Source organism: Labrys miyagiensis (genome assembly GCF_030160835.1).
In the GTDB taxonomy this organism is placed as follows: Bacteria; Pseudomonadota; Alphaproteobacteria; order Rhizobiales; family Labraceae; genus Labrys; species Labrys miyagiensis.
In genome coordinates, this window is sequence record NZ_BSPC01000005.1 from 654,011 (window position 1) to 672,562 (window position 18,552).

The window sequence follows — 18,552 nt, forward strand, 5'->3', positions numbered from 1 at the left end:
GCTATCGAATATCCAGAAAGGAGCGGTCCGCACGGCCATCCCAGAGACGAATAATCTCTATTTGGCCATTGCGTATTGCGTAAACGAGCGAAAAAGGTGTTCGAGGGATCGCTAGCTCTCGAGCCTCCCCCATTTCAATGGCTTTGCCACTATAGGGATTTTCTGAGAGCATGATTACGGCAGCGTAGTAATGCTCTCTCGCCCTTTTCTGCCCCTCTGGAAAATGCCGGGTATAGTATTGCCGGAACCAACGCAGATCCGCTTTCGTGCTCGGCAGATAGATGATCCTCATGGTTTAGGATCGAGATGGGAAGATATCGATCTCTGGCTCGGGAAGCTCGTTCTCGGTTCCCCATGAATCGATCCAGCGATGCATCGCCTCGCTTGAAATGAACTCGCCCTTCTCAGCTTCGATAAGGGCCAAGCGGATAGCTTCTTCCTTGGCTGTCCGAGCGTCGAGCATGGCTTCAATCGCCTGCGTCGCAAGCCAAGACGATGAACGATCGATACGTTTAGCTTCCGTATCCAGCCGTTCTTTGACATCGGGATTGAGACGTAGGGAGAAGGGGACCGTGGACATAGAAATTACTCTCGTAGTTTATTGTAGTGCAATGTAGTGAGGAATTGCGCTGCTGTCAATGCCTCGCCCGAACGCGTGCGTCCCGAAACCCTGCTCATCGGCTGAGGATTACGCCACGCCCACAATTCGCCGCATTGCGCGCAAGGGCACTTCGCGCTAAAGGCCGTTATCCAAGTTTGGGGATGAAAATGGCCGAAGCACATCAAGAAGCGATGACCGCGCACGATTTTTCCGATCACAAGGGCACCTATGAAGGCTTCCTGCGCCTGTCCGCGATCGGTATGGCCTGGGTGCTCGGCATCGTCGTCACGCTGGGCATCGGCGGCACGACCAATCACTGGGGCATCGCCTCCGTCCTTCTGATCGTTTCGACGATTGCCAACATCCTGGGCTTGGCCGTGAAGAGCTGGAGCTGGAAGCCCGGCGCTCTGGTGGTGGTGCTCCAGCTCCTGTCCCTACTGCTTCTCACCCATTGAGATCCTGCCGCGGCGGCCATCTTCCGTGATCAGAGAGGGTAAACCCTCTCCGCTCCCATTTCAGGGAGCCTGGCTCGACCGGCCTTCGCCGGGCGAATGTTCTGTGCCTCCTTATGCCCCCGTCGAGGAGCGACCATGATCGGCATAGCCGTACCCAAAGAAGTCGATCCCGGCGAGCCCCGCGTCGGCGCCACGCCCGATACCGTGAAGAAGCTGATCGCCCTCGGCGCCACGGTTACGGTGGCCGCTGGCGCCGGCCTCGCCTCCGGAATTACCGATGCCGACTACCGGGAGGCTGGCGCCACGATTGCCGCTTCAAACGCCGAGGCCCTGCACGGCGCTGCGATCGTCCTCAAGGTCCGCCGTCCCGCGGCCGAGGAGCTCGGCGCCTATCCCGCCGGTGCGCTGGTGCTGGCGATCATGGATCCCTATGGCCAGCAGGAGGCGCTCGAGGTCGTGGCGCGGACCGGCGTTGCCGCCTTCGCCATGGAACTGATGCCGCGCATCACCCGCGCCCAGGTGATGGACGTGCTTTCCTCGCAGGCCAATCTTGCCGGCTATCGGGCGGTGATCGACGCCTCAGCCGAATTCGGCCGTGCCTTTCCGATGATGATGACGGCGGCGGGCACGGTGCCGGCCGCCAAGGTCTTCGTGATGGGCGCCGGCGTCGCCGGCCTGCAGGCCATCGCCACCGCCCGGCGCCTCGGCGCCATCGTCACCGCCACCGATGTCCGTCCCGCCGCCAAGGAGCAGGTCGCCTCGCTCGGCGCCAAATTCGTGGCGGTGGAGGATGAGGAGTTCAGGCAGGCCGAGACGGCGGCCGGCTATGCCAAGCCGATGTCGGCGGAGTACCAGGCCAAGCAGGCGGCTCTCGTTGCCGAGCATATCAAGAAGCAGGACGTGGTCATCACCACCGCCCTGATCCCGGGCCGGCCGGCGCCGCACCTGGTTTCATCAGCCATGGTGGAGAGCCTGAAGCCGGGCTCGGTGCTGGTGGATCTCGCCGTCGAGCGGGGCGGCAATGTCGAGGGCGCCAAGGCGGGCGAGGTCGTCACCACCGCCAATGGCGTGAAGATCATCGGCCATCTCAACGTGCCCGGGCGCCTCGCCGCTTCCGCCTCCTCGCTCTATGCCCGCAATCTCCTGGCCTTTGTCGAGACGCTGGTCGACAGGAAGGAGAAGGTGCTGGCGCCGAACTGGGACGACGAGCTGGTCAAGGCGACGCTCCTGACCCGCGACGGCGCCATCGTGCATCCGATGTTCCAGCTGCCGGTGGGCTAGCGGGGGGCGGGTCTTCAGACCCGCCTGGTCCGCCACTTTCACCAGTGTTGCGTTTTCAAAGAGGCGGGTCTGAAGACCCGCCCCCCAAATTCCGGGAGATCGTCATGGCCGATACGCCGCAGGAACTGCTCGACAAGGCCAATGCTGCCGCCGAAGGCGCCCGGCAGGCGGCCGATCTCGCCCATTCCTATGCCGACCAGATCGCCACCACCATCGGCGCGGCGGCCCATGCGGCGAGCGGGGGGGCGATCGATCCCTTCGTCTTCCGCTTCGCCATCTTCGTGCTGGCGATCTTCGTGGGCTATTACGTGGTCTGGTCCGTCACTCCCGCGCTGCACACGCCGCTGATGTCGGTGACCAACGCCATTTCCTCGGTGATCGTGGTGGGCGCCCTGCTTTCCGTCGGCGTGTCGGTGGCTGGAGAGGGTGGCTCCTGGTGGGCGCGCGGCTTCGGCTTCATTGCCCTGATCCTTGCCTCCATCAACATCTTCGGCGGCTTCCTGGTCACCGAGCGCATGCTGGCGATGTACCGGCCGAAGGAAAAGCCCAAGCCCGCCGCTCAGGACGGGATCGCCCCGCCTGCGGCGCAGTGAGGCTCTGATATGTCCGTCAACCTGACCCAGCTCCTCTATCTCGTCGCCGGCGTGCTGTTCATCCTGGCGCTGCGCGGTCTGTCCTCGCCCGCCTCCTCGCGCCAGGGCAACCGCTTCGGCATGATCGGCATGGGCGTGGCCATCCTTACCACGCTCGCGGTGGCGCCGCCTTCCGACTGGCCGGGTTGGCTGCTCGTCGTTCTCGGCATCGCCATTGGCGGCGGCATCGGCGCCGTGGTGGCGCGCCGCGTCGCCATGACGGCGATGCCCCAGCTCGTCGCCGCCTTCCATTCCGGCGTCGGCCTTGCCGCGGTGTTCGTCGCCGCCGGCGCGCTCTACGCGCCCGCCGCCTTCGGCATCGGCGAGGCCGGGGCCATCGAGCATGGCTCGCTGGTCGAGATGTCGCTGGGTGTGGCCATCGGCGCCATCACCTTCACCGGCTCAATCATCGCCTTCGCCAAGCTCAACGGCAACATGTCGGGCGCACCGATCCTGCTGCCGAGCCGGCACATCATCAATGCCGCCGTCGCCGCGCTGCTGGTGCTGCTGATCATCGCCTTCGTGGTCACCGAGGTGCATGCCTTCTTCTGGCTGATCGTGCTGACGGCGCTCCTGCTCGGCGGCCTGATCATCATCCCGATCGGCGGCGCCGACATGCCGGTGGTCGTCTCCATGCTCAACTCCTATTCGGGCTGGGCGGCGGCGGGCATCGGCTTCACGCTCGGCAATCTGGCGCTGATCATCACCGGCGCGCTGGTCGGCTCTTCCGGTGCGATCCTGTCCTACATCATGTGCAAGGGCATGAACCGCTCCTTCATCTCGGTGATCCTCGGTGGTTTCGGCGGCGATGCGGTGGCCGGCGCGGCCAAGGGGCCGGAAACCCGGCCGGTGAAGCAGGGCTCGGCCGAGGATGCCGCCTTCATCATGAAGAACGCCTCCAAGGTCATCATCGTGCCCGGCTACGGCATGGCGGTGGCGCAGGCCCAGCACGCTCTGCGCGAGATGGGTGACCGGCTCAAGGCCGAGGGCGTCGACGTCGCCTATGCCATCCACCCCGTCGCGGGCCGCATGCCCGGCCATATGAACGTGCTGCTGGCCGAGGCCAACGTGCCTTATGACGAGGTGTTCGAGCTCGAGGATATCAATGCCGAGTTCGGCCAGGCGGACGTTGCCTTCGTCATCGGCGCCAATGACGTGACCAACCCGGCCGCCAAGACCGATCCGGCCTCGCCGATCTTCGGGATGCCCATCCTCGATGTCGAGAAGGCCAAGACCGTGCTCTTTATCAAGCGCGGCATGGGCTCGGGCTATGCGGGCGTGGAGAACGAGCTCTTCTTCCGCGACAACACCATGATGCTGTTCGGCGATGCCAAGAAGATGGTGGAAGAGATCCTCAAGGGACTGTGAGGGCGCGAAGGGGGGCCTGCACGAATCTCCAGAATAAAATTTTTGCCCCACCCCAAGCAAAGGATGAGACCAAGATGACCAAGTGGCGGCACTATTGGCGCCCCCAGACCGGATCGCTGGTGACCGCGATCGCCTTCGCCTGGGCTGGCATCGAGCCCGAGGCGATCCTGGTCGAAAAGAAGAGCAGCCAGCATGAGCCGGATTTCCTCGCGCTCAATCCGGCGGCTCAGGTCCCGGTGGCCATCATGCCTTGCGGGACCGTGTTGGCCGAGACGGCTGCCATCGTGTTGGCGATCGATGAGGCGCGCCCGGGCGCGGGTCTGCTGCCGCCCGCCGGTTCCTCGGAGCGTGGCACGGCGCTGCGCTGGCTGATGTTCCTCGCCGTTGCCGGCTATCCGGCGGCCCTGCGCTATTACTATGCCGACCGCTTCACGGCCGATGCGAGCGAGGCGGGGATCGAGGCCGTTCGCGCCGCGGCGAGCCGGGAGTCCGATCGTATCTTTGCCATTGTCGCCGGCGCGATGAGGGGGCCGTTCCTGTTCGGCGAAACGCCGACCATCGTCGACGCCTATGCGGCGATGCTCGCCGACTGGCATGAACCTGCCCAGGACCTACCGGTCTTCCGGACGCTGCGGCAGGCGATCTTGGCGCATCCTGTGATCGGTGAGACCTGGCGGCGCCATGAACAGAGTTCTGAATAATCCGACATAATTCTTGGGTTGGAGCAGAAAGCTGTTAGACGTTGTTCAAAGGGCTTTGGGGAGGCTGGTTTTGCTCGACGGAAGCTGGCGAGTATGTGGGCGAGGCAAGTAAGCGCGCTTGCCAATTTCGTCCCGACACGTCACCTTCGCAGCAACCACCAAGAAGACGGGAACACCTATGACAGATGTGACCTTGCTCGGCGATATCGGCGGCACCAACAGCCGGTTCGCCCTCGTCAACAAGGGGCGGACGGATTACCGCAGCGAGCGGCATTACGAGAACGAGCACTTCCCGACCTTCCAGGATGCCATCGAGGCCTATGTCACCGAGGTCGGCGAGCGGCCCAATGCCGGCGTCGTCGCCATTGCCGGACCGGTGGCGGGTGATATGGTCGGCCCGACCAACCGCCAGAGCTGGCTGTTCAACCCGCCGAAGCTGGCGGCGGCGCTGCGCTTCGCCCGGTTCGACGTGATCAACGATTTCGAGGCGGTGGCCCACGCCTTGCCGCATCTTGCCGACAGCGACACCACCACGATCGGCGAGGTGCAGGCCTACACCTCGGGCGGCAACATGGCGGTGCTTGGGCCGGGCACGGGACTCGGCGTCGGCGCGCTGGTGCGCGGCGGCTCGCGCTGGGTGGCCGTGCCGTCGGAAGGCGGCCATGCTGAGATCGGCGTGCCGGACGGCCAATGGGCCAAGGCGCATGAACTCATCCGCCGCAAGATCGGCCGCGTCTCCGGCGAGCATGTGCTCTCCGGCCCCGGCCTGCAGCGCATCGACGCCGCCCTCAACGAATTGGCGGGCCACCCCCGGGAGCGTAGCGCCGCCGATATCGGCACCAGCGCCGTGGCGGGCACGGACGCCACCGCCGTGGAGGCTGCCCACCTGTTCTTCGACTATCTCGCCCGCTTCTCCGGCGACGTCGCCCTGATGTTCGCGGCCAAGGGCGGCGTCTTCCTCTATGGCGGCGTGGTGCAGAAGCTCTCGGCCCTGATGGACAAGCAGGCCTTCCGCCATGCCTTCGAAGCCAAGGCGCCACTGGAGAAGTTCCTGGCGCAGATCCCGACGCGCCTGATCACGCATCCCACGCCCGGCCTGATCGGCTGCGCGGCCGTCGCGGCGCATTGGTGATGCTGGGAGCGCGGACGTCCTCGTCCGCTCTTGGAAGCGTCTCGTCAGAGAAAGGGCGCGCTAACCTCTGGTCGCGCCCTTTTTGAATAGGCTGGCGGTTCAAGAGCGGGCGAGGACGTCCGCGCTCCCAGCGACCTTCTCCATCCCCGGGCTCCTCAGCACCCGCAGCATCACGAACACCGCCATCGCGACATGGATGCCGGCATTGTGGAGGTAGAGTGCCGAATCCCCCAGCCAACGCATGATGTAATAGGCCGTCACCGGGCCGAGCACGGCGCCGATGCAGTAGAGGAAGAGCAAGGCCGAGGCGACGCCCACGACGTTGTCGCGGCCGGTGATGTCGTTGGTGAAGGCCGAGCTCACATAATATTGGGTCGAGATGGTGCCGCCGATGATGAAGCCGACCGCCACGAAGGGCCAGCCGATCAGGCGGGCACCGCTCCAATAGATGCCGACCTCGAACAGGGCCGTGAGGATGCACAGGCCGATCAGCACCTTGCGCCGGTCGAAGGCGTCGGAGAGGCGGCCGACCGGGAACTGGAAGGCGGCCGAGCCGATGGTGATGGCCGAGACGAGCGTGCCCGTCTGCACGCCATCCATGCCGAGCTTGGTGGCGTAGACCGGGGTGAGCGACCAGAACGGCCCGTTGGCGAAACCGATCAGCCCCGCGCAGACGAAGCCGACCGGCGTGGTCTTGAGCAGCCAGAGCAGGCGCATGCTCGGCCGGGGCGAGTCCTTCGGCGGCCGCCCATCCTTGATCAGCAGGAGCGGCGAAAGGAACACGGTCAATACTGCCGCCGCGATGCCGAAGATGGTGAAGGCGTGCGGATCGCCCAGCCGCATGAACTGGTTGCCGATGGCCCAGCCGCCATATTGGGTGATCGAATAGAGGCCGAGCAGCCGGCCGCGGATACGGTTCTCGGCCTTGCCCTGCAGATAGCTCTCGACAATGGCGTAGATGCCGGCGAGGAAGAAGCCGCGCAGGAAGCCGATGCAGACCCAGGCATGCGGTTCCACGAAGGTGCCGGCGGCGAGGATCATCAGCGCGCCGCAGAACGAGGAGAGCCCGAAGGCCTTGATGTGGCCGAAGCGCTGCACCAGCCGCGGCGTCAGGATGGCACCTGTCAGCATGCCGCCGAAATAGGCCGAACCCATCAGGCTGATGGCGAGCGCAGGGAAATGCTCGAGCTCGGCCCGCACCGGCAGGAGGGTGGTGAGCACGCCATTGCCGGCCAGCACGCCAGCGACGGAGACCAGCAGGGCAGCGATGGAAGCGTAGGGGGAACGCAAGGGAGGGGCTTTCGGGCGAGGTGAAATCAGGCGGGCTGGGGCTTTTCGTTCTACATCGCCTGTTGCGGCGGTTCGCTGATGGCGGGCGGACGCGAAAAACGGCGGATCAGCCAGGAGCGGAAGAGGGCGATCTCTGGCCGGTCGAGATCGTCGGGATGGATGGAGAGGTAATAGCCATAGCCGTCATCGACATGGATGTCGTAGGGCCGCACCAGCCTGCCGGCGCGGATCTCCTCCTCGAAAAGCACGGGATCGACCAAAGCGAGGCCGGCGCCTGAGAGCGCGTATTGCACGGCGAGCTGGGCGGTGTCGAAGACGAGGCCCCGGTCAAGCGGGCCGACGCTGACGTGGGCGGCCCTCGCAAAATTCTCCCACAGGAAGGCCGGCGAGCGGGCATCGAGCTTTACATGCAGGAGGTCGTTGGCAGCGAGGAAGGCCGCGATATCCGTCTCCCTGGCCTTCGCCGCCACCTCGGGATGGCAGAGGATGGTGAGCTTCACCATCCACAGGAGGTCGAGCACCTGGGGCGCCACGCGGGGAGGGGTGTAGATCACGGCGATGTCGGCCTCGCGCTCGGCATTGCCGGGCACCGGGCGCGAATCGATGTCGAGCTTGAGGTCGGGGAATTCGGCGCGGAAATTGCGCAGGATCGGCACGGCGAGGCGCTGGGCGAAGGTGGTCGGCAGGAGCACGCGGAGGGAACGCTGCGGCTCGCCGCGCTCGCGCATGATCTCCTCCAGCGTGGTGTCGATGCGCGCGAAGGCCTTCTCCACCACCGGTAGCAGGCGCTTGCCAGCCTCCGTCAGCGCCGGCTGCGGGGGCTTGCGGTCGAACAGCGGCACGCCGAGGAAGTCTTCCAGGCCGATGACATGGCGGCTAACAGCGCTCTGGGAGACAAGCAAGCTCTGTGCGGCCGCGGTAAAGCTGCCCTGGCGCCCGACCGCCTCGAAAGCGCGCAACGCGTTCAGCGGCAGCCAGCGCCTGTCCATGTCGGAAATCCTACCCTGCCCGGCGCCACGGCCGGATCATCGTCTGCCGCATCATCCCGTTCCCGCATATTCGCCCTAGCTTGAACGCGACATGAACGAAGCGGCAAATGGCGCATGCAAGAAACTTTTTTAACCATGGAGGCGTAGGCATGGAATATTGCCTTACAAGTTTGTTTCCCTCCCATGCCCCCCGCTTCCCCTTCCGATACACGCCCTCTGACCGGCATCGCGCTGGCGGCGGCGGGTTATTGCCTGTTCTCCATCCAGGACGCCACGGTGAAGTGGCTGGTGCAGAGCTACGAGGTGCCGCAGATCCTTTTCCTGCGCTCGATCATCATCGTGTTCGTGGGGGTGGCGATCGCCCACCGTCAGGGCCAGCCGCCGATCTGGAAGAGCCGGAACAAATGGGCGCTGACCACCCGCGCCTTCCTGTTGCTGGTGGCCTGGCTCAGCTTCTACAACGCCTCGCGCTATCTCGGGCTTGCCGACCTCACGACGATGTATTTCGGCGCGCCGGTGATGGGCGTGGTGCTTTCGATCCTGATCCTGAAGGAGAAGGTGTCGCTGGTGCGCTGGTGCGCCGTCAGCGCTGGCTTCGTCGGTGTCATCGTGGCGGCGGACCCCTCCGGCCGCGCCGATTTCCTGCCTGCCGCCATGGTCCTGTTCGCCGCCTTCTGCTGGGCCTGGAGCACGGTGCTGATCCGTCTGATCAACCGCAGCGAGAGCACGGCCAACCAGATGATCGCGACCGCCGGCCTGTTCGTGGTGGTGTGTGGCGCCGCGCTTCCTTTCGTCTGGAAGACGCCCGATCTTACCGGCTGGGGCTTGATGCTCGGCCTCGGCCTCCTCTCCGGCATCGCGCAATATCTGCTCTATGAGGGCTATCGCTACGCCCCCGCCTCGGCCATCGCGCCGGTGGAATATACGGGCCTCGTCTGGGCCTTCATCTACGGCTATCTGCTCTGGCAGGACGTCCCCAAGCCGCATGTCTTCGCCGGCGCGGCGCTGATCGTCGCCGCCAGCCTCGGCCTCGTCTGGTGGGAGGCGCGGGCGCAGCGGTTGAGGATGGCCTAGGGCGTTTTATTTTCAGATCGAATCACCAAGAATCGCAAAATACGTTTGATACCAACGAGTTAAGCTTTGGGTCCGGTCCTGCCTGAACGCATTTTGCTCTAGAACAAAGCGCGTTTACACGTAAACACCCATTGCTCTAACTCCTTATTTTAACGCGTCTTTGCGATTCTTGCCGGTTCCGTTAAGTCGCAAAACGCTCCAGGCCTTTCCGCACTATTCGAACACCACCCCGACATCCTCGGCGCGCACGCCATCCTTCAGGCGCACCATCTGGTGATAGGCGGCGGCGATGACCAGGGTGAGGATGAGCAGGAAGAGGGAGAGGAGAAAGCCTATGACCATCAAGCCGTATTGCATCGGCTCGAGGCCAAGGGCTGCGATCGCCGATGTCTGCAGCCCCGCGACGCCCAGAATCAGCATGAGCACCAGGCCGGCGAGCAGGATCAACATGATGGCGCCCAGACGCCAACGCTGACCTGCGGTGAGAGTGAGGCTTCGGCGGAGGGCCTGCAGTGGCCCGCCTGCTTCGAGCGCCGCAGCGGGCAGCGTGACGAAGACGAGACTGGCGAAGGCGATCAGCATGAGCGCCGTCGCTCCGGTGACGCCGATCAGGATCATCTGGGAGAAGGGGCCGCGCAAGATCTCGAGAGCAAGCCGGAACCAGCCATAGAAGACCAGGCCGATCAAACCGAAACAGAGCGCGCTCGCGATCAGGACTGGCGGGAAGCGCCGCATCATGAGCCGCCAGAACGCACCCGTCGATCCTGGCGACCGCTGACGGGTCAGCAGGGCCATGGCGGTGCCGGCGAACAGCAGAAGGACGAAGCCGGCAGCCAGCATGACCTCGTTCGCATAGGGCCGCGACGCCAGATAGGGGAGAACGCTGCCGATCTCGTAGACGCCGAAATTGTAGTAGAGATCGCGCCAGAACACGCCCAGGAACAGGCTCGCGCCCTGCAGCAGCCCGAGCAGGAGCAGCAGGACGAAACGACGCCTGAACAAGGTCCAAGCCTGGAAAAACACGGCGCCGATGGACATGGACGATATCAGGAACCTTCGATGGACAACGGCTTCCTCCTCGCACGAGCCTGCCCCATCGGCAAGTGAAGTAAGTGTTGAGCAACGATGCAGGTTCGCGTTGCCGCCGTTCAGCGCTTCTTCTTCACTGTTCCGTGCTTCCAGGCCATCTCCAGGGCGGCCCGCAATTCTTCCTCCGACAGCGCCGACAGGACTGCCACCGTCCAGCCCTGGCGGCCCCAGGCGTTGGGGATGGGTTTGAAGGCTTCGGGGGCGAGCAGGCATTTGAATTCCTGCTCCTCCGGCGTGAATTTGAGGTTGGCGCTCAGCCTGTCCGGCGCGAGCGTGGCATAGATGCGCACGGCCTTGAAGGCGATGCGGTCGAAATGCGGGGCTTCGCTGGTGCCGGACAGGCCCAAAGCGAGACGACGCAGATCCTCGGCGCTGGTCATATTCGCCCTCCCTAGAGCAAAGCGCGTTCAAGCGTAAACGCTGCTTTGCTCTCGCTCTTTGTTTCGACGCGTCTTTGCGATTCTTGCCGAGTTCGTCAAATCGCAAAACACTTTAGCATGGAGTATCTCCCGCCCTGGGCCCGCAAAGCGCCCGGCCCGTTCAAGATGGCCGATCGATGCCTGGCTTAGGCGACTGTCTGACACCCCCCTCGTGGTGCGAGAAATAATACCGTTTGTTATCCTGATTGTACGTCAACGTATGTCAACGGCCCATGGATGCTTCTGCTGGCGGGGACTTGTAAAATTGTTTATAATGAACAAGATCGCGATGATGGTTAGTTCACGACCATTGAATGCGTACGCAACACTTGTTTTTACGATGTTGTGTCAGTCTCGCAGAGACGGGATGATATACTCTGGTTGCGCGTCGAACCTGCCAGTAAAACTTAGCGGCGGAAACAAGTCTTAACGCTCGTTCTTTTTTCCGATCGGATCCAGGGACACGAATTCGCAAGACCAGACCTAGCGAGGAACTTACGACAGCGATCATCGGCCGGGGGGCTTCAACATATTCAACCTTCCAGGAGGATCTCATGTCGATTGCCGCCTCAAACCAGGAAGCCGCACCGACCGACGTTCCCGTCCTCGATACCACGGCCTATGGTGCTGGCCCCGACGACAACGTAACGGATACGTCGGAAAGCGCCGCGATCACCCATCATTCAGCGATCATCGGCGGCAAGACCATCGCCTATACGGCTCGCGCGGGCCATCTCGTGGCGGTCGATCCGTCCTCCTCGAAGCCAAACGCAAAGTTCTTCTATGTTTCCTTCACCGCAGACGGGATGGATCCGAGCACGCGGCCGGTCACGTTCTTCTACAATGGCGGGCCGGGTTCCTCCGCCGTGTTCCTGCTCTTGGGGTCCTTCTCACCGCGGCGCATCCATACCGACATGCCCGGCTTCACGCCGCCGCCGCCCTACCGGATGGAGGATAACCCCGACAGCCTGCTCGACCGCACCGACCTCGTCTACATCAACCCCATCGGTACCGGCTATTCGGCCGCCATCGCGCCGGCCAAGAATCGCGATTTCTGGGGGGTGGACCAGGACGCCCGCTCGATCAAGCAGTTCATCAAGCGATATTTGACGGCGTTCGGCCGCTGGAACTCGCCGCGCTTCCTGTTCGGCGAGTCCTACGGCACGGCGCGCTCCTGCGTTCTCGCCTGGATGCTGCATGAGGATGGCATCGACCTGAACGGCATCGTGCTGCAATCGAGCGTGCTCGACTACCCGCCGACTTTTTCCAACCCCATCGGCCTGCTGCCGACCTTCGCCGCCGATGCCTGGTGGCACCAGAAGACAACCGTCTCGCCGCGACCGGCCGACCTGCCGAGCTTCATGACGCAAGTCATCGCCTTCGCCCAGGGCCCTTATGCCCAGGCGCTCGCAGCCTTCCCCAAGAGCGATCCGGCGACGACGCAGACGCTCAGCGAAATGCTCGGCATTTCCCCGGTCATGCTCGACTCCTGGGCGCTGAATGTCGAGGCCAACAACGGCATCACATCGTCATTCCTGGTGGCGCTGCTGCAGGACCAGGGGCTGGCGCTCGGCATCTATGACGGACGGGTCAAAGCCATCGACACCGGCATCTCGGCCATCGTCGATCCGGCTTCGGGCTCCAACGATCCCACCATGACGGCGGTCTCGGGCGTCTATACCTCGATGTGGAACGTCTATCTCAACAATGACCTCCAATTCACCTCTACGTCCAACTTCGTCGACCTCAACGACCAGGCCTACGCGAACTGGGACTTCTCTCATATCGATCCCACCCGGGCCCAGAAAGGCGGCAAGGATGCGAGCGGCAATCCGGTCGTCTACACGGCCGGCGATCTCGCCGCGGCCATGGCCGCCAATCCGGATCTGAAGGTCTTCTCCGCCAATGGCTATTTCGACGGCGTGACGCCCTTCTTCCAGACCAGGCTCACGCTCGATGCCATGCCGCTCGCCGACCCGAAGGCGCGCGCCAATCTGACGATCCGCGACTACCCCTCGGGACACATGATCTATCTCGACGGCGCCTCACGCGCGCAGATGAAGGCGGATCTGACCACGCTCTATGACGGCGTCACCATGCAATTCGCAACGCGCGCCAGATTTGCCAGCTTGCTCGCGTCCTCGCGTGAGGCCGCCCGCCGACATCTCCGGCCTTATTTCAAGCGGCAGGAACAGGGCAGTGGCAGGCTGACCATGAGGGCCGCGCCGAGCGCCACCTCCTGGACCCTTCCTGACCTCTGCCGAGCCTATTCATGGCCGTCCGGGCTGAAGGGGGGCGGGGTGATCGCCATTATCGAACTCGACGGTGGCTATGTGACAAGCGACATCGAGGCGTTCTTCCGGTCGATCGGCAAGCCTTCGCCCACACTGAAGGATGTCGTGATCAGCGGGCCGGGAAACAGCCCCGGCCAGCACGAAGGCGATGCCGCGGATCCCGACGTCGAAGTGACGATGGACATCGAGATTGCCGCCGCCGCCTATACGCTCGCGACCGGACAGCCGGCATCGATCCGCGTCTACTGGGTCGATGGGACCGACATGGGTGCCATTGCCGCCGCGATCTCGGCGGCGTCGGCGGATGGCTGCGATATCTGTTCGATCTCCTGGGGATCGGATGAGGCCAACTGGCAAGCGGCAGGTCAGCAGGCGGGCGTCGACTACGCAGGCAACCTCAACGCTGCGGCGAAGGCCGCCTCTTCCGGCGGCATGATCGTCTTCGCGGCTTCCGGCGACAATGATTCGTCGGATGGCGGCCCGACCCCGGCCAATGTCGATCTGCCCTCCTCCTCTCCCTTCGTGATCGGCTGCGGAGGCACCACGAAGACGCCCCAGGCGGAGACGGTGTGGAACAACGACCCTGGCAGCCCCAACGGAAACGGCACGGGCGGCGGCTTCTCCACGATCTTCCCGCCGCAGCCCTGGCAGGCGGGCGCGCCACAGGGCCCGGGTCGCATGGTTCCCGATGTCGCCGGCAATGCCGATCCCTTCACCGGCTATCAGCTCTTCGTGCACGGCGCGTCGGTTCCGTTGGGGGGCACCAGCGCCGTGGCGCCGCTCTATGCCGGCCTGTTCGCCAGCTTCGGCACCAGGCTCGGCCTCGTGACGCCGAAGCTCTGGCTGAACCAGACCTGCTTCGCCGATATCGTCAGTGGCGATAACGGCTTCTACCGTGCGCGTATCGGACCCGATCCCTGCACCGGCCTCGGCGCCCCGATCGGGGACCGCCTGGCCAAGCTGTTCGGCGCCGTGCCCGCATCGGCCGAGGTCGTTGCGGCAGCGGGAGCAGTTGCCGAGCCTGCCTTGGCCGCCGCAGCCTTGCCACGTTCCGCGCCACGCCGAGGCAAGAGGGCGTGAGGTTGCTGCCTGCACTTATCGCCCCGTCGACAGCGACGCCGGGGCGATAAATCCTGGGATCGCAGGCATCCTTGCCTGCTTTTGGAACTGGGGCGCATGGGGATGGGAGGAGCAGGCAGGAATCCCTGCGCTCCCAGGATCACCCGATCCGCGTCTTTTCCAGCACCTTCTCGTCCAGCGCATAGCCCATGCCGGGCGCATCGCTCAGCGTGATCATGCCGTCGCTGCCAACGGCGAGCGGCTCGGTCATCATGAAGTCGCGGCGCGGCAGGCTCCATTCCGGGGGGTCGTAGGGGAATTCCACGAAGGGTGCATCGGCAAGGCCGGCGGTGAGGTGGACATTGGCGGCCACACCCATGCCGTTGGTCCAGGTATGCGGCGTGAACACGAGATTGTTCTCATGCGCCATGGCGGCGACGCGGCGCAGGCCGGTGATGCCGCCCACCAGCGCGGCATCGGGCTGCAGCACGTCGAGGCAGCCGTCGCGGATGAGGTCGCGGAACTCGTAGAGCTCGCGCGTCATCTCGCCGCCGGCGATGCGCACATCGACCATTTCGCGCAGGCGCCGCATGCCCTCGCGGTCGGAACGGTGCAGCGGCTCCTCCATCCAGTAGACGCCGAGGCGTTCGAGTTCGCGCGCCACCGGCACGGCGTCCTTGAGCGACCAGGGCGCGTAGGCGTCCCAGGACATCCGCCAGCCCTGGTTGCAGTCGACCATCAAGTCGAGCTTGTGTCCGACGCGCCCGCGCACGGCTTCGAGCGCCTTGATGTCGGCGCGCCAGTCGCCGCGATGGAAGCGGATCTTCAGCGCCTTGAAGCCCTGGCCGAGATAGGCCTCGGCGGCCTCGGCGAGCTCCTCGGGCTTGCGTAGCGTGCCGGAGGAGGCATAGGCGGCCACCTTGTTGGAGAGGCCGCCGAGCAGCTTCCACACCGGCTGTCCCGTGATCTTGCCGGCAAGGTCCCACAGCGCCAGGTCGAGCGGCCAGCAGCGGCCGTAATGGAACTGGATGTTGGAGAGGATGCGGTAATGGCGCTCGATCGCCATCGGATCCTCGCCGATGAATAAGCGTTCATGGCCGGCAAAGCCCGTCATGGTGTCGCCCGAACCATAGCCTGTGACGCCCTCGTCGGTGGTGACGCGCACGATGGTGGCGTCGAAGGAGGTGCGCGGCTTGGAATCCCAGCTCGCGTGGAAGGGCGGGTCGAGGGGCAGGCGGTGGTGAGTGATCTCGATGCCGGTGATTTTCATGGGGGATCCTGGGTGTTGCGTCATCCCGGAAGCGCGAAGCGCTATCCGGGACCGTGTGCCGATTAATCCTGATGGCGATCCCGGATCTGCGAGGCGTTACTGCGTGCCGCACCGCCTCCGGGATGACGTCTTACGCGTAAGCCGTCCAGACCGTCTTGAAATCCATGTACTTCTCGATGGCATGCGGCGAGCGATCCCGCCCGAAGCCCGATTGCCGGAAGCCACCGAAGGGTGTCGCCAGCGAAGACTTGTCGAAGCAGTTCACCCATACCGTACCGGCACGCAAATCGCGCGTGAAGCGATGGGCGGCGCCCATGTCCCTGGTCCACACCGCGGCGGCGAGGCCGTAGATCGAATCATTGGCGATCTTCAGCGCCTCGGCTTCGTCCTCGAAGCTGGTCACCACCACCACCGGACCGAAGATCTCCTCGCGCGCCACACGGTGCTCAGGCCTGACGCCGTCGAGGATAGTGGCCTCGACATAATAGCCGCCGATCTCCTCCATCACGCGCTTCCCACCCTGCGCAACAACGGCGCCCTCGCTGGTGCCGATGCCGATATAATTGAGCACGCGCTCCATATGGCCCTTCTCGACCAGTGCGCCCATCTGGGCGGCGGGATCGAGCGGATGGCCGAGCGGGATCTGCTGGGCGGCGACCTCGCCGATCTTCCTGACCAGCGCATCCTTGATCGAGGCATGGGCGATCACGCGCGAGCCGGCATGGCAGGTTTCGCCCTGGTTGTAGTAGATGCCCCAGGCGATGCCGGAGGCGGCGGCGTCGAGATCGGCGTCGGCGAGCACGACATGCGGGCTCTTGCCGCCGCATTCGAGCGCCACGCGCTTCAGATTGCTCTCGCCGGCATAGCGCATCATCAGCTTGCCGACCTCGGTGGAGCCGGTGAAGGAGATCATGTCGACATCGGCATGGAGAGCGAGCGGCTTGCCGGCCTTCTCGCCGAAGCCGGGCACGACATTGAGCACGCCGTCCGGCAGGCCCGCCTGCTTCGCCAACTCGCCGAGGCGCAGGGCCGAGAGCGGCGACTGTTCGGCGGGCTTCAGCACCACGGAGTTGCCGGCCACCAGCGCCGGGCCGATCTTCCAGGCGGTGATGATCAGCGGGTAGTTCCAGGGCACGATGGCACCGATCACGCCGAGCGGCTCGCGGCGCACGATGGCGAGGTCGTTCGGGCCGGTGGGCGCCACTTCATCGAAGCTCTTGTCGGCGAACTCGGCGTAATACTGGATGCAGTCGGCGCAGAACGGCACGTCGACGGCCAACGAATTGCCGATCACCTTGCCGACATCGAGGGTTTCGAGCAGGGCCAGGTGCTCGAGATCGGCGCGGATCAACTCGGCGAATCGCAGCAGGATGCGCTTTTTCTCGGCCGGAGCCTTGTGGCGCCAGCGGCCGTCCTCGAAGGCGGCGCGCGCGGCCTTGACGGCGGCCTCGATGTCCTCGGCACCGCAATCGGCGACTTCGGCGATGACGCGCCCGTCGATGGGCGAGGTCTTGGCGAAGGTGGCGCCGGAGCGGGCGGGGACGTAGGCGCCATCGATGAAGGCGCGGCCTTCCGCCTTGAGCGCGGCGGCCTTGGCTTCCCAGTCGGAGCGGGTGGGGGATTTGTCGAGCATTGGAGATCCTGGGAGCGCGGACATCTTGTCCGCTCTTGGAAACGTTGAGTTCTACGACAAGGGAGGAGCCGGCTGGAAAGCCGGCGGTCCCAGCTAGGCCTGCGTCAGCACGCACTCGGCGAAGCGCAGCAGGTCGGCATCCTCGATGGTACGGCGGTTGGAAGCCCGCATCGCCGCGTTCTCCGGCCGGCTCATCTGGTCGGCGAGGCGCGTGGGGGTAATGCCCGCGAACTCGTCGGCGAGCGAGACCTTGATGCCGATCGAGCGCACCAGCCGGTCGAAGGCAGCGGGGAGGTCGGCGGCCGATTTCAGGCCCATGGCCCGGGCGGCGGCGGTGAAGCGTCCATCATCACCCTCGATGTTCCAGCCGAGGGTGGCGATCATGCCGAGCGCCACCGAGCGGCCGTGCTGCACCGGACGCAGCGAGCCGAGCGCGTGGCCGATATTGTGCGCGACCGCCGTGCCGCAATTGTCGATGGCGACACCGGCGAGCGCGGCGGCGCGCTGCAGGCCCTCGCGGGCGGCGAGGTCGCTGCCCTTGCCGACGGCATCGGCCAGGTTGGCGCTGGCGAGGCGGATCGCTTCATGCGCATAGACATTGTTAGCCGGCGTCGCATTGCCGTTGGTGCTGGCTTCCAGCGCATGGACGAGGGCGTCGATGCCGGTCCAGGCCGTCAGCACCGGCGGCAGGGATAGCGTGGTTTCGGGGTCCAGGATCACCTCATCCGGCTTCAGCTCCTCGCCCCACAGCCAGACCTTGGCTTTGTCGGCGCGGGTGAGGATGGCAGTGCGGGTGCATTCCGAGCCGGTGCCCGACGTGGTGGGGATGACGAGTGAAACGAGACGCTTGCGCGGGAACGAGCGGGCGCAGAGCGCATAGTCTTCAGCCGAGCGGCGCGCCGTGGCGGCAGTGGTGGCGATGGCGGCGACGACCTTGCCGAGGTCGAGCGCCGAGCCTCCGCCCAGCGAGACTACCGCCTTGGCCTTGGTGCGCCGGGCCTGCGCCGCGGCGGCATCGGCCGAGACGATGGTGGGGTCGCCCGCGAATTCGGAAAAGACGGAAACGCCGAGCCCGGCTTTCCTCAGCGAGGCCTCGACATCGTCGATGAGGCCGGTAGCCTTCAGGCCGGGATCGGCGACAAGCAGCACCTGCGCGCCCTTGCCAAGCCTGGCGGACGCCAGTTCGCCGGCTAATTCACGAGCGCCGGGGCCGCCGGTGATGCGCGGCAGATGGGAGAGCTGGTAGCGGGCCATGGTGGATCTCG

General features: G+C 65.0%; 17 protein-coding genes. 8 read left to right on the forward strand and 9 right to left on the reverse strand.

The annotated features are described in order from the left end of the window. Position 1: 1 nt before the first annotated feature. Together QQL24_RS03820 and QQL24_RS03825 are read right to left on the reverse strand one after the other, a co-directional pair. Positions 2–292, reverse strand: coding sequence for a type II toxin-antitoxin system RelE/ParE family toxin (locus QQL24_RS03820; protein WP_284310548.1), 291 nt, complete (start codon positions 290–292; stop codon positions 2–4). Positions 293–295: 3 nt separating this feature from the next. Continuing rightward, positions 296–580 carry a CopG family ribbon-helix-helix protein gene (locus QQL24_RS03825; protein ID WP_284310549.1) on the reverse strand — a complete coding sequence of 95 codons (285 nt, stop codon included), beginning with the start codon at positions 578–580 and terminating at the stop codon, positions 296–298. Between the two features lie 188 nt (positions 581–768). Between QQL24_RS03825 and QQL24_RS03830 the strand changes: the two genes are divergently transcribed. From QQL24_RS03830 to glk, 6 genes are all read left to right on the forward strand, one after another. Beyond that, positions 769–1,056: an aa3-type cytochrome c oxidase subunit IV gene (locus tag QQL24_RS03830; protein ID WP_284310550.1), complete on the forward strand. Its 288-nt coding sequence runs from the start codon at positions 769–771 to the stop codon at positions 1,054–1,056. A 135-nt stretch (positions 1,057–1,191) separates the two neighbouring features. Next, complete coding sequence (locus tag QQL24_RS03835) at positions 1,192–2,337, forward strand: Re/Si-specific NAD(P)(+) transhydrogenase subunit alpha (protein WP_431310632.1); 1,146 nt, start codon at positions 1,192–1,194, stop codon at positions 2,335–2,337. A 104-nt stretch (positions 2,338–2,441) separates the two neighbouring features. Next, positions 2,442–2,930, forward strand: a complete 489-nt coding sequence (locus QQL24_RS03840; RefSeq protein ID WP_284310551.1) for a proton-translocating transhydrogenase family protein — start codon at positions 2,442–2,444, stop codon at positions 2,928–2,930. Positions 2,931–2,939: 9 nt separating this feature from the next. Continuing rightward, the gene (locus tag QQL24_RS03845; protein WP_284310552.1) at positions 2,940–4,337 is read left to right on the forward strand and encodes an NAD(P)(+) transhydrogenase (Re/Si-specific) subunit beta; all 1,398 of its coding nucleotides are present in this window, start codon (positions 2,940–2,942) and stop codon (positions 4,335–4,337) included. 74 nt (positions 4,338–4,411) lie between these two features. Beyond that, positions 4,412–5,038, forward strand: coding sequence for a glutathione S-transferase family protein (locus QQL24_RS03850; RefSeq protein ID WP_284310553.1), 627 nt, complete (start codon positions 4,412–4,414; stop codon positions 5,036–5,038). A 178-nt stretch (positions 5,039–5,216) separates the two neighbouring features. Next, positions 5,217–6,170 (forward strand): glucokinase, encoded by a 954-nt coding sequence (gene glk / locus QQL24_RS03855; RefSeq protein ID WP_284310554.1) that lies wholly within the window; start codon positions 5,217–5,219, stop codon positions 6,168–6,170. 99 nt (positions 6,171–6,269) lie between these two features. On the opposite strand, the gene QQL24_RS03860 is transcribed toward glk, so the two are convergent. Together QQL24_RS03860 and QQL24_RS03865 are read right to left on the reverse strand one after the other, a co-directional pair. Beyond that, positions 6,270–7,574: an MFS transporter gene (locus QQL24_RS03860; RefSeq protein ID WP_284310630.1), complete on the reverse strand. Its 1,305-nt coding sequence runs from the start codon at positions 7,572–7,574 to the stop codon at positions 6,270–6,272. Beyond that, the gene (locus QQL24_RS03865) at positions 7,511–8,449 is read right to left on the reverse strand and encodes a LysR substrate-binding domain-containing protein (protein ID WP_284310555.1); all 939 of its coding nucleotides are present in this window, start codon (positions 8,447–8,449) and stop codon (positions 7,511–7,513) included. Before QQL24_RS03865 ends, QQL24_RS03860 begins: the two co-directional genes overlap by 64 nt. Before the next feature lie 183 nt (positions 8,450–8,632). On the opposite strand from QQL24_RS03865, the gene QQL24_RS03870 reads away from it, so the two are divergent. Further along, complete coding sequence (locus QQL24_RS03870; RefSeq protein ID WP_284310556.1) at positions 8,633–9,523, forward strand: DMT family transporter; 891 nt, start codon at positions 8,633–8,635, stop codon at positions 9,521–9,523. A 213-nt stretch (positions 9,524–9,736) separates the two neighbouring features. Here QQL24_RS03870 and QQL24_RS03875 read toward each other — a convergent pair whose 3' ends face one another. Both QQL24_RS03875 and QQL24_RS03880 read right to left on the reverse strand, forming a co-directional pair. Further along, positions 9,737–10,561: a hypothetical protein gene (locus QQL24_RS03875; protein ID WP_284310557.1), complete on the reverse strand. Its 825-nt coding sequence runs from the start codon at positions 10,559–10,561 to the stop codon at positions 9,737–9,739. A gap of 110 nt (positions 10,562–10,671) precedes the next feature. Next, positions 10,672–10,992, reverse strand: a complete 321-nt coding sequence (locus tag QQL24_RS03880) for an MmcQ/YjbR family DNA-binding protein (protein WP_284310558.1) — start codon at positions 10,990–10,992, stop codon at positions 10,672–10,674. Between the two features lie 593 nt (positions 10,993–11,585). Here QQL24_RS03880 and QQL24_RS03885 point away from each other — a divergent pair. Beyond that, positions 11,586–14,405, forward strand: coding sequence for a S10 family serine carboxypeptidase-like protein (locus QQL24_RS03885; protein ID WP_284310559.1), 2,820 nt, complete (start codon positions 11,586–11,588; stop codon positions 14,403–14,405). Positions 14,406–14,544: 139 nt separating this feature from the next. Here the strand turns inward: QQL24_RS03885 and QQL24_RS03890 are convergent, their stop codons facing one another. The 3 genes from QQL24_RS03890 to QQL24_RS03900 form a co-directional block, all read right to left on the reverse strand. Next, positions 14,545–15,654: a mandelate racemase/muconate lactonizing enzyme family protein gene (locus QQL24_RS03890; protein ID WP_284310560.1), complete on the reverse strand. Its 1,110-nt coding sequence runs from the start codon at positions 15,652–15,654 to the stop codon at positions 14,545–14,547. A 130-nt stretch (positions 15,655–15,784) separates the two neighbouring features. Continuing rightward, complete coding sequence (locus tag QQL24_RS03895) at positions 15,785–17,287, reverse strand: aldehyde dehydrogenase (RefSeq protein ID WP_284310561.1); 1,503 nt, start codon at positions 17,285–17,287, stop codon at positions 15,785–15,787. A gap of 93 nt (positions 17,288–17,380) precedes the next feature. Then, a complete protein-coding gene (locus QQL24_RS03900) occupies positions 17,381–18,541 on the reverse strand; it encodes an iron-containing alcohol dehydrogenase (protein WP_284310562.1) in 1,161 nt (386 codons plus the stop codon). Between the last annotated feature and the right edge of the window lie 11 nt (positions 18,542–18,552).

What these genes read in the sequence shown, in the direction of transcription:
- QQL24_RS03820 (WP_284310548.1), bottom strand. Translation starts at nt 292, where the DNA reads ATGAGGATCATCTATCTGCCGAGCACGAAAGCGGATCTGCGTTGGTTC.
- QQL24_RS03825 (WP_284310549.1), bottom strand. Translation starts at nt 580, where the DNA reads ATGTCCACGGTCCCCTTCTCCCTACGTCTCAATCCCGATGTCAAAGAA.
- QQL24_RS03830 (WP_284310550.1), top strand. Translation starts at nt 769, where the DNA reads ATGGCCGAAGCACATCAAGAAGCGATGACCGCGCACGATTTTTCCGAT.
- QQL24_RS03835 (WP_431310632.1), top strand. Translation starts at nt 1,192, where the DNA reads ATGATCGGCATAGCCGTACCCAAAGAAGTCGATCCCGGCGAGCCCCGC.
- QQL24_RS03840 (WP_284310551.1), top strand. Translation starts at nt 2,442, where the DNA reads ATGGCCGATACGCCGCAGGAACTGCTCGACAAGGCCAATGCTGCCGCC.
- QQL24_RS03845 (WP_284310552.1), top strand. Translation starts at nt 2,940, where the DNA reads ATGTCCGTCAACCTGACCCAGCTCCTCTATCTCGTCGCCGGCGTGCTG.
- QQL24_RS03850 (WP_284310553.1), top strand. Translation starts at nt 4,412, where the DNA reads ATGACCAAGTGGCGGCACTATTGGCGCCCCCAGACCGGATCGCTGGTG.
- glk (WP_284310554.1), top strand. Translation starts at nt 5,217, where the DNA reads ATGACAGATGTGACCTTGCTCGGCGATATCGGCGGCACCAACAGCCGG.
- QQL24_RS03865 (WP_284310555.1), bottom strand. Translation starts at nt 8,449, where the DNA reads ATGGACAGGCGCTGGCTGCCGCTGAACGCGTTGCGCGCTTTCGAGGCG.
- QQL24_RS03870 (WP_284310556.1), top strand. Translation starts at nt 8,633, where the DNA reads ATGCCCCCCGCTTCCCCTTCCGATACACGCCCTCTGACCGGCATCGCG.
- QQL24_RS03875 (WP_284310557.1), bottom strand. Translation starts at nt 10,561, where the DNA reads ATGTCCATCGGCGCCGTGTTTTTCCAGGCTTGGACCTTGTTCAGGCGT.
- QQL24_RS03880 (WP_284310558.1), bottom strand. Translation starts at nt 10,992, where the DNA reads ATGACCAGCGCCGAGGATCTGCGTCGTCTCGCTTTGGGCCTGTCCGGC.
- QQL24_RS03885 (WP_284310559.1), top strand. Translation starts at nt 11,586, where the DNA reads ATGTCGATTGCCGCCTCAAACCAGGAAGCCGCACCGACCGACGTTCCC.
- QQL24_RS03890 (WP_284310560.1), bottom strand. Translation starts at nt 15,654, where the DNA reads ATGAAAATCACCGGCATCGAGATCACTCACCACCGCCTGCCCCTCGAC.
- QQL24_RS03895 (WP_284310561.1), bottom strand. Translation starts at nt 17,287, where the DNA reads ATGCTCGACAAATCCCCCACCCGCTCCGACTGGGAAGCCAAGGCCGCC.
- QQL24_RS03900 (WP_284310562.1), bottom strand. Translation starts at nt 18,541, where the DNA reads ATGGCCCGCTACCAGCTCTCCCATCTGCCGCGCATCACCGGCGGCCCC.